Source organism: Enterobacter cloacae complex sp. SYL001, from assembly GCF_049237025.1.
Lineage (GTDB): Bacteria > Pseudomonadota > Gammaproteobacteria > Enterobacterales > Enterobacteriaceae > Enterobacter > Enterobacter intestinihominis.
This window is the reverse complement of the sequence record NZ_JBMKJI010000018.1, coordinates 89,094-98,139: the sequence shown is the minus strand read 5'-3', so window position 1 is coordinate 98,139 and position 9,046 is coordinate 89,094. Positions and strand designations below refer to the sequence as shown.

The following is a 9,046-nucleotide window of genomic DNA, read 5'->3' as shown; positions in this document are numbered from 1 at the left end:
GCCTCAGCGATTTACAGCCGGACCAGGGCATCGCTGACAGCCCTCAGTCATTTAGAAAGCAACTTTATTGCTTCTGCATAAAAAAATTACTGGGGAACCCTCAGCCCATGGGGAGAGGGAGAAGGGCACGTACCGTAGGCCGGGTAAGCGCAGCGTAACCCGGCAGGATTTTAAAAGCGCGTGTCCACGGCTGAAGCCAGCTTCTCCAGCAGCCGTTCGCTGTCTTCCCAGCTCAGGCACGGGTCGGTGATCGACTGGCCGTACACCATTTGCTGTCCGGCGACGATCTTCTGCGTGCCTTCTTTGATAAAGCTCTCCGCCATAATTCCTGCAATGGCGGTCGAGCCGCTGCGGATCTGCTGGCAGACTTCATCGCAGACGTCCAGCTGGCGGCGGTGCTGTTTCTGGCAGTTGCCGTGGCTGAAATCCACCACCAGATGCTCCGGCAGGTCAAATTCCGCCAGCGTTTCGCAGGCGGCGGCAATATCTTCTGCATGGTAATTCGGTTTTTTACCGCCACGCATAATGATATGTCCGAACGGGTTGCCGCTGGTCTGGTAGATGGTCATCTGGCCGTTTTTATCCGGGGAGAGGAACATATGGCTGGCGCGTGACGCGCGGATGGCATCAACGGCGATGCGGGTATTGCCGTCCGTTCCGTTTTTGAAGCCCACCGGGCAAGAGAGCGCCGACGCCATTTCACGGTGGATCTGGCTTTCGGTGGTACGCGCGCCAATCGCGCCCCAGCTAATGAGGTCGGCAATAAACTGTCCGGTCACCATATCCAGAAATTCGGTAGCGGTCGGCACGCCCAGCTCGTTAACCTGTAGCAGCAGCTTACGCGCCAGCGCAATGCCGTGATTCACCCGGTAACTACCGTTCAGATCGGGATCGGATATCAATCCTTTCCAGCCCACGACAGTACGCGGTTTTTCAAAGTAGGTACGCATCACGATCTCCAGGCGATCCTGATACGTGCCGCGCAGCGTCTGAAGGCGTTGTGCATAATCCATCGCCGCGTCCAGGTCGTGGATGGAGCAGGGGCCAATTACTACCAGAAGACGTTTGTCTTCACCATTGAGAATTTTTTCGATGCGGCGACGGGAGGCCGTCACATGGTCCGCCACCTCGGCGGAAACGGGGTGCAGCCGGGCCAGCTCAGCCGGGGTGACCAGGCTATCAATGCGCGCGGTGCGCAGTTCGTCGGTTTTGTTCATGGAATGTCTCAGAAATTTTTTGCTTCATCGGCAGACTACCGGGAAGTGATGGGCATCACCTTAAACCAATCCCTGCTGATTTCAAGTTCGGGGCACGTCGCCCCGAGGATGGCATGATAATAACTGAAACTGGATTAATGTACTAGCATATTAGTACATGCGGCGATTCAGTCCCATGATATCGAGGATCTTGGTGGCAATTTCTTCTACTGAATAGTTGGTACTGTTCAGCCAGGGGATCTGATTTTTCCGGTACAGCGCTTCGACTTCGGAGACTTCCATTCGGCACTGGCGTATTGAGGCGTAGCGGCTGTTCTCGCGACGTTCTTCGCGGATCGCCGCCAGTCGTTCCGGGTTGATGGTCAGCCCAAATAGCTTATGCTGAAGCGGCTTGAGCGCGGCAGGCAGCACCAGGTTGTCCATATCATCGGCAATAAAGGGGTAGTTGGCGGCGCGAATGCCAAACTGCATTGCCAGGTAAAGGCTGGTGGGGGTTTTACCGCAGCGCGACACGCCTAGCAAAATGACCTGCGCCTGGTCCAGATTGCGCAGCGAGATCCCGTCGTCGTGCGCCAGAGTGTAGTCAATGGCGGCAATACGCGCATCGTATTTGGTCAGGTTGCCGGGGTTCAGCCCGTGGGTACGGTGAGCGATCGGCGTCGGGTCGAGCTTCAGCTCGCTTTGCAAGGGTGCAACCAGCGCCTGCACGATATCCTGACAGAAGCCCTCGCTTTGCAGAATGATGTTGCGGATCTCAGGGATCACAATGGAATAGAACACCAGCGGACGAACACCGGTCTGCTGGTAAATGGCGTCGATCTGGTCCTTGACCGCTTTGGCCCGGCTCTCGTTTTCCACGAACGGCAGCGTGATGCTGTTTATCGACACGGGAAACTGCGACATCACCGCGTGTCCCAGCACCTCGGCGGTAATCGCCGTCCCATCAGAAATATAAAAAACGTGGCGATCGACAGCATTATCCATTTTATCCACCCTGAATAGCGTACGTAATTGCCTGAAAGCATAAATTAAAAAAGTTAATTGCACAGCAAAGAACTTATCTGAATTTAAAATGAAATGGTGTTTTTGATTTTCCTGAAAAGTGGATTTCATTTTCTGATTAGCGGCGTTATTTCTATGGTTTTTGCCGGAATCTATAGGAATCATCGGGTTAGCGAGTGCGGGGAAACTGTCCGAAAAGTTGAAAATTTAAATTGCTTACACGATTCACCGTTTTTTTAGCGGAAATAAATATGCCAGTATAAATACGTAGTCAGGTGTTTCTTACTCCGATCAAATATCACAAAAGGATTGTTTCGATGTCCAACAATGGCTCGTCACCGCTGGTGCTTTGGTATAACCAACTCGGCATGAATGATGTAGACAGAGTTGGGGGCAAAAATGCCTCCCTGGGTGAAATGATTACAAATCTGTCCGGTATGGGTGTCTCCGTACCAAACGGGTTTGCCACAACCGCCGATGCGTTTAACCTGTTTTTAGACCAGAGCGGTGTAAACCAGCGCATTTACGACCTGCTGGATAAAACGGATATTGATGATGTCACCGAGCTTGCCAAAGCCGGCGCGCAAATCCGCCAGTGGATCATCGACACACCTTTCCAGCCGGAACTGGAAAAAGCCATCCATGACGCCTACAACCAGCTCTCCGCTGACGACGCGCAGGCCTCCTTTGCCGTGCGCTCTTCCGCTACCGCGGAAGATATGCCGGATGCCTCTTTCGCCGGACAGCAGGAAACCTTCCTCAACGTCCAGGGTTACGAGGCGGTACTGGTGGCGGTGAAGCATGTGTTTGCTTCCCTGTTCAACGACCGCGCCATCTCCTATCGCGTGCATCAGGGCTATGACCACCGCGGCGTCGCGCTCTCCGCAGGCGTACAGCGCATGGTGCGCTCCGACGTGGGCTCTTCCGGCGTGATGTTCTCTATCGACACGGAATCCGGCTTCGACCAGGTGGTGTTTATCACCTCCGCGTGGGGTCTGGGCGAGATGGTGGTGCAGGGGGCGGTGAACCCTGACGAATTCTATGTGCACAAGCCTACGCTGGCGGCTAACCGTCCGGCAGTGGTACGCCGCACCATGGGCTCGAAAAAAATCCGCATGATCTATGCCCCGACGCAAGAGCATGGCAAGCAGGTCACCATTGAAGATGTGCCGCAGGAGCAGCGGGATCGCTTCTCGCTCACCGACGCCGAAGTGGAAGAGCTGGCGAAGCAGGCGGTGCAGATTGAAAAGCACTATGGCCGTCCGATGGACATCGAGTGGGCCAAAGACGGACACACCGGCAAGCTGTTTATCGTGCAGGCGCGTCCGGAAACCGTCCGTTCGCGCGGTCAGGTCATGGAGCGCTACACCCTGCACGCGCAGGGCAAAATTGTCGCGGAAGGTCGTGCGATTGGTCACCGCATCGGTGCCGGTCCAGTGAAAGTGATCCACGACATCAGCGAGATGAATCGCATTCAGCCTGGCGACGTGCTGGTGACCGACATGACCGACCCGGACTGGGAGCCGATCATGAAGAAAGCGGCTGCTATCGTCACCAACCGTGGTGGCCGTACCTGTCACGCGGCTATCATTGCCCGTGAGCTGGGGATCCCGGCGGTAGTCGGCTGTGGTGACGCGACCGAACGCATGAAGGACGACCAGAACGTGACGGTCTCCTGTGCCGAAGGCGATACCGGTTACGTGTATGCCGATATCCTCGACTTCAGCGTGAAGAGCTCCAGCGTGGATACCATGCCGGACCTGCCGCTGAAAATCATGATGAACGTCGGTAACCCGGATCGCGCGTTTGACTTCGCCTGCCTGCCGAACGAAGGCGTGGGCCTGGCGCGTCTGGAATTCATCATCAACCGCATGATAGGCGTTCACCCGCGCGCGCTGCTGGAGTTTGACGACCAGGACGCGAAGCTGCAAAACGAAATCCGCGAGATGATGAAGGGTTACGACTCGCCGAGAGAGTTCTATGTCGGCCGCCTGACGGAAGGCATCGCCACGCTCGGCGCGGCCTTCTACCCGAAACGCGTGATCGTGCGTCTGTCGGACTTTAAGTCCAACGAATATGCCAACCTGGTGGGCGGCGAACGCTACGAGCCGGAAGAAGAGAACCCGATGCTGGGCTTCCGCGGCGCCGGACGCTACGTGTCGGAAAGCTTCCGCGACTGCTTCGCGCTGGAGTGCGAGGCGGTAAAACGCGTGCGCAACGACATGGGGTTGACCAACGTGGAAATCATGATCCCGTTCGTCCGTACCGTGGATCAGGCGAAAGCGGTGGTGGATGAGCTGGCGCGTCAGGGGCTGAAGCGCGGCGAGAACGGGCTGAAGATCATCATGATGTGTGAAATTCCGTCCAACGCCCTGCTGGCCGAGCAGTTCCTGGAGCACTTCGACGGCTTCTCCATTGGTTCGAATGATATGACGCAGCTGGCGCTCGGCCTGGACCGCGACTCCGGCGTCGTCTCTGAGCTGTTTGATGAGCGTAACGAGGCGGTGAAAGCGCTGCTCTCCATGGCCATCCGTGCGGCGAAGAAACAGGGTAAATATGTCGGGATCTGCGGGCAGGGTCCTTCTGACCATGAAGACTTTGCGGCCTGGCTGATGGACGAGGGGATTGATAGCCTCTCCCTGAACCCGGACACCGTGGTGCAAACCTGGCTGAGCCTGGCAGAGCTGAACAAGTAAAACCTGCATAACCTGAAAAAGGCGAGGATATCTGTCCTCGCCTTTTTTATTTTCCTGCGAATATGCTCACCATCACAAATAAATCAAAAAACCAAATATCATAATTTATCTGTTAATTTAGACAATTGTTAGTGGGCAGGGCGTTGCTAATACTTGAGCCTTACCGCGTACATCCGTCGGGATGATGCGCGACTGGTTGAAATACGTTTTAACCTGATAAAAAGGCAAATAACAATGACAATCTCCTCTGTATTACGTACCAAAGATAAAATAGGTTATGGCCTCGGTGATATGGCCAGCGCGCTGGTCTGGCAAACGGCAACGTTATTTCTCGCGTATTTCTATACGGACGTATTCGGTTTGCCGGCGGCCATTATGGGCACCATGTTTTTAGTGGTGCGCGTGATCGATGCGTTTGTCGATCCGTGCATTGGCGCGCTGGTGGACCGCACTCAGACCCGCCACGGTCGTTTTCGTCCCTGGCTGCTCTGGTTTGCCATTCCGTTTGGCGTGAGCTGCCTGATTACCTTCTACGTACCGGATGCCGGGCAGACGGCGAAAATTGTCTATGCCTGCGTAACCTATGCCATCCTGAGCCTGATCTACTCCGCGATTAACGTTCCATACTGCGCCATGCCCGGCGCGCTGACGCTCGACCCGCGCGAGCGCCACTCGCTGCAATCCTGGCGCTTTGGCCTGTCGTTTATCGGCGGGTTGATTGTAACGGTCATCGCGCTGCCGCTGGTCTCATTATTAGGTCAGGGGAATGTGCAAAAAGGTTATTTCTATGCCATGAGCCTGATGGGGCTGCTGGGTATTGTTTTATTCTTCTGCTGCTTCTTTATGACCCGGGAGCGTTACTCGCCGCGCAATGACACCTCCGGCTCGATGCTGACGGATTTAAAACTGCTGGCCGCCAACAGCCAGTGGCGAATTGTTTTTCTGTTTAATATTTTACTGTTAACCGCCGTCGTGACGCGTGGCTCTGCGACCATGTATTACGTTAACTATGTTCTGTTACGTCCTGAACTGGTCTTTGCCTTTATTGTTTCCGGCATGGTGGCATCCTTAAGCGGCGCATTATTATCTGAACGCCTGCTGGGGAAATTTGATCGCGTACGTGCCTATCAGTGGACCATTATTTCTTTCGTTATTTTTGGCGCGTTGATTTTCTTCATTCCTCCTTCGCAGGTGTGGCTGATATTCGGTCTGAATATTGTGTTTAGTTTTATTCAGAACCTGACCACGCCGCTGCAATGGACCATGTTCTCCGATGTGGTGGACTACGAAGAACACCGCAGCGGCCGCCGTCTGGACGGGCTGGTCTTTTCTACCGCCCTGTTTGCCATCAAGTTTGGGTTGGCGCTGGGTGGGGCGGTAGTCGGTTGGGTGCTGGGCATGGTGGATTACGCGCCCGGACAGGCAAACCAGGCGCCTCACGTCCTCGCAACCATCAATGCCCTGTTCACCCTGATCCCCTGCGCGCTGTTCCTCTGCATGGTGGCGCTCCTTGCTATCTACAAACTCAACAGCCGACTGGTGGATTCCATTGCCCGTGAGCTGGCCAGCAAGCGAGACATTCGAAACGATGCGGGGCAGCTCAGCCCGGTAACCCAATCCGCACTACAGGAGTAAACCATGACTGTGATCTACAAGGACGCGGGACGTCCCGTACACGAGCGTGTCGCTGATTTACTGGCGCGTATGACGCCGGAAGGGAAATTTGCCCAGATGCACGCGTACTGGCTGATCCTCGATGAACACGGCAGCCACCGCGAGCGCAGCGATTTGAGCGATGAGTTCGCCGGCGTGAGCGAACAGGCGTCCCTCAGCGAAAGGCTGAAGCTGGGCGTCGGGCAGATCACCCGTCCGCTCGGCACGCACATTGTTGATGCAAAAACCGGCGTGCGTGCCGCTAACCGCCTGCAACGTATGATGATGGAGGAGACCCGGCTCGGCATTCCGGCGCTGTTTCATGAGGAGTGTCTGGTGGGGCTGCTGTGCAAAGATGCAACCCTGTTCCCGTCGTCGCTGAACTACGGTTCCACCTGGGACCCGGCGCTGGTGCAGCGCGCGGCGGAGCAGATTGGCAATGAGGCCCGGTCTGTCGGGTGCCAGCAGGGGCTGGCCCCGGTGCTGGATGTCTCGCGCGATGTGCGCTGGGGACGGACGGAAGAGACCTTTGGGGAAGATCCGTGGCTGGTAGGGGTGATGGCGACGGCGTACGTGAAGGGGTTGCAGGGCGATAAGCGCGATCTGCTGGCGACCCTGAAACATTACGTGGGGCACTCCTTCAGCGAAGGGGCGCGCAATCATGCGCCAGTCCATCTGGGTTTCAGCGAGCTAAACGATACCTTCCTGCTACCGTTTGAGATGGCGGTGAAGCTGGCCAACGCCGGTTCGGTGATGCCAGCCTATCATGACATCGATAATCAGCCAGGGCACAGCGACCATTTCCTGCTCACCACCGTGCTGCGTGAACAGTGGGGCTTCGACGGCATTATTGTCGCGGATTACGGCGGCGTCAGCCTGCTGCACCAGCACCACGGGATTACTCACGATCCAGCAGAATCGGCGGCGCTGGCGTTTAACGCCGGGCTGGACGTGGAATTGCCGAAGGATGACTGCGCGCGTCATCTGGCGGAAGCGGTAGAGCGTGGGCTTATCTCAATGGCGAAAGTGGATGAGATTGTGGCGCGCGTGCTAAGTGAAAAATTCCGTCTCGGGCTGTTTGAAAAACCGTACGCCGACGAAAAAGGTATCGATTTGCAGAATGAGGCGACCCGGCAGGTGGCGCGCGAGGTGGCAACAAAATCGATCACGCTGCTGGAAAATAACGGCATTTTGCCCCTCGGTGGAAAACCCCGTGTAGCGGTAGTGGGGCCGACGGCGGACGATCCGCTGGCGTTGCTGAGCGGCTACAGCTTCCCGGTTCACCTGATCATCAGCGATATGGTTGAAGAGACCTCGCAGGTGACAACCCCGCGCGCGGCGCTGGAACAGTACCTTGGTGCATCACAGGTACGTTACGCCAAAGGGTGCCACATTATCGAAAAACGGATGGCGGGTGCGCCGGTGTTCCCGGGCGACAGCGGCGGTAAACCGATGCAGCAATCGCCGGTTTCACAACGCACGGATTTGATCCCCGAAGCCGTGAGCGCGGCAAAAGAGAGTGACGTGGTGGTGGCCTGCGTGGGCGACCTCGCCGGGCTATTCCAGAGCGGCACCGTGGGGGAAGGATCGGATACCGATTCGCTGAATCTGCCGGGCGTGCAGCAACAACTGCTTGAGGAGCTGGTGGCAACCGGCAAGCCGGTAATTGTCGTCATGACGGGCGGGCGTCCTTATAACCTTCAGGGGCTGGAAGAGAAGGTGGCCGCGCTGATGATGGCCTGGGCGCCGGGGCAGGAAGGGGGCTGGGCGATTGCCGATATCTTAACCGGCCGCGCGGAGCCGCAGGGCAGGCTGGTAGTCAGCGTGCCGAAAAACGCCGGGGCGATGCCGTACTACTATAACCACAAGCTGAAAAGCGGCGGCACGCCGTTTGCGTTCCATTTCGGCGCACTTTACCCGTTCGGTTACGGTCTTGGCTGGACGCAGTTTCGCTGGAGTGCGGCGCGTCTCGCTGAAAGCCACGTCCCGGTCGACGGAGAGGTGGTGTTAAGCGTCGATGTCAGCAACATCGGGGAGCGCAGCGGCAGCGAAGTAATACAGGTGTACGTGCGTGACAAAGTCGCGACGCAGGTTCGTCCGCTTCAGGAGCTGAAAGCGTTTCAACGCGTTACGCTTTCACCGGGAGAAACCGCCACCCTGACCTTTACCTTGCCGGTGGAGATGTTTAATTTCACCCGCCGGGACGGGAAGCGAATTGTCGAGCCAGGTGAATTTGAGCTACAGGTTGGCGCGTCCTCGGCGGATATTCGCGAGGTGGTGAACGTGCAGGTGACCGGGGAGACGCGGGTGCTGGAGGGGGAATGGCAGATGTTGAGTAGGAGTGAAATTTGTAAAAATTAATATTCAGGACTCGCCTGGCCACAAAGGCGAGTCCTCTTTCAAGCAATTAAAAGAAGAAAATGAACTTACAAAGCACTAATAACTTAAAAAAATAGTTCGCATAAGAATAGTCTTAGT

Annotated in this window: 5 protein-coding genes; 3 read left to right on the top strand and 2 right to left on the bottom strand. The window is 56.3% G+C overall.

Features of this window, described 5'->3' with window-relative positions:
- Positions 1 to 170: 170 nt before the first annotated feature.
- A complete protein-coding gene (gene aroH, locus ACOTZP_RS16340) occupies positions 171 to 1,217 on the bottom strand; it encodes a 3-deoxy-7-phosphoheptulonate synthase AroH (RefSeq protein ID WP_023299917.1) in 1,047 nt (348 codons plus the stop codon).
- Between the two features lie 150 nt (positions 1,218 to 1,367).
- A complete protein-coding gene (ppsR, locus tag ACOTZP_RS16335; RefSeq protein WP_271075325.1) occupies positions 1,368 to 2,201 on the bottom strand; it encodes a posphoenolpyruvate synthetase regulatory kinase/phosphorylase PpsR in 834 nt (277 codons plus the stop codon).
- Positions 2,202 to 2,536: 335 nt separating this feature from the next.
- On the opposite strand from ppsR, the gene ppsA reads away from it, so the two are divergent.
- The 3 genes from ppsA to ACOTZP_RS16320 all read left to right on the top strand — a co-directional run bounded on the left by ppsA (position 2,537) and on the right by ACOTZP_RS16320 (position 8,929).
- Complete coding sequence (gene ppsA / locus ACOTZP_RS16330; protein ID WP_023305974.1) at positions 2,537 to 4,915, top strand: phosphoenolpyruvate synthase; 2,379 nt, start codon at positions 2,537 to 2,539, stop codon at positions 4,913 to 4,915.
- A gap of 234 nt (positions 4,916 to 5,149) precedes the next feature.
- On the top strand, positions 5,150 to 6,550 hold the full coding sequence (locus tag ACOTZP_RS16325) for an MFS transporter (RefSeq protein ID WP_032624388.1): 1,401 nt from the start codon (positions 5,150 to 5,152) through the stop codon (positions 6,548 to 6,550).
- 3 nt (positions 6,551 to 6,553) lie between these two features.
- A complete protein-coding gene (locus ACOTZP_RS16320) occupies positions 6,554 to 8,929 on the top strand; it encodes a glycoside hydrolase family 3 N-terminal domain-containing protein (protein ID WP_271075324.1) in 2,376 nt (791 codons plus the stop codon).
- The last annotated feature ends 117 nt before the right edge of the window (positions 8,930 to 9,046 follow it).

Excerpts from the sequence above, each read along its gene's own strand:
- aroH (WP_023299917.1), bottom strand. The coding sequence starts at position 1,217 with ATGAACAAAACCGACGAACTGCGCACCGCGCGCATTGATAGCCTGGTC.
- ppsR (WP_271075325.1), bottom strand. The coding sequence starts at position 2,201 with ATGGATAATGCTGTCGATCGCCACGTTTTTTATATTTCTGATGGGACG.
- ppsA (WP_023305974.1), top strand. The coding sequence starts at position 2,537 with ATGTCCAACAATGGCTCGTCACCGCTGGTGCTTTGGTATAACCAACTC.
- ACOTZP_RS16325 (WP_032624388.1), top strand. The coding sequence starts at position 5,150 with ATGACAATCTCCTCTGTATTACGTACCAAAGATAAAATAGGTTATGGC.
- ACOTZP_RS16320 (WP_271075324.1), top strand. The coding sequence starts at position 6,554 with ATGACTGTGATCTACAAGGACGCGGGACGTCCCGTACACGAGCGTGTC.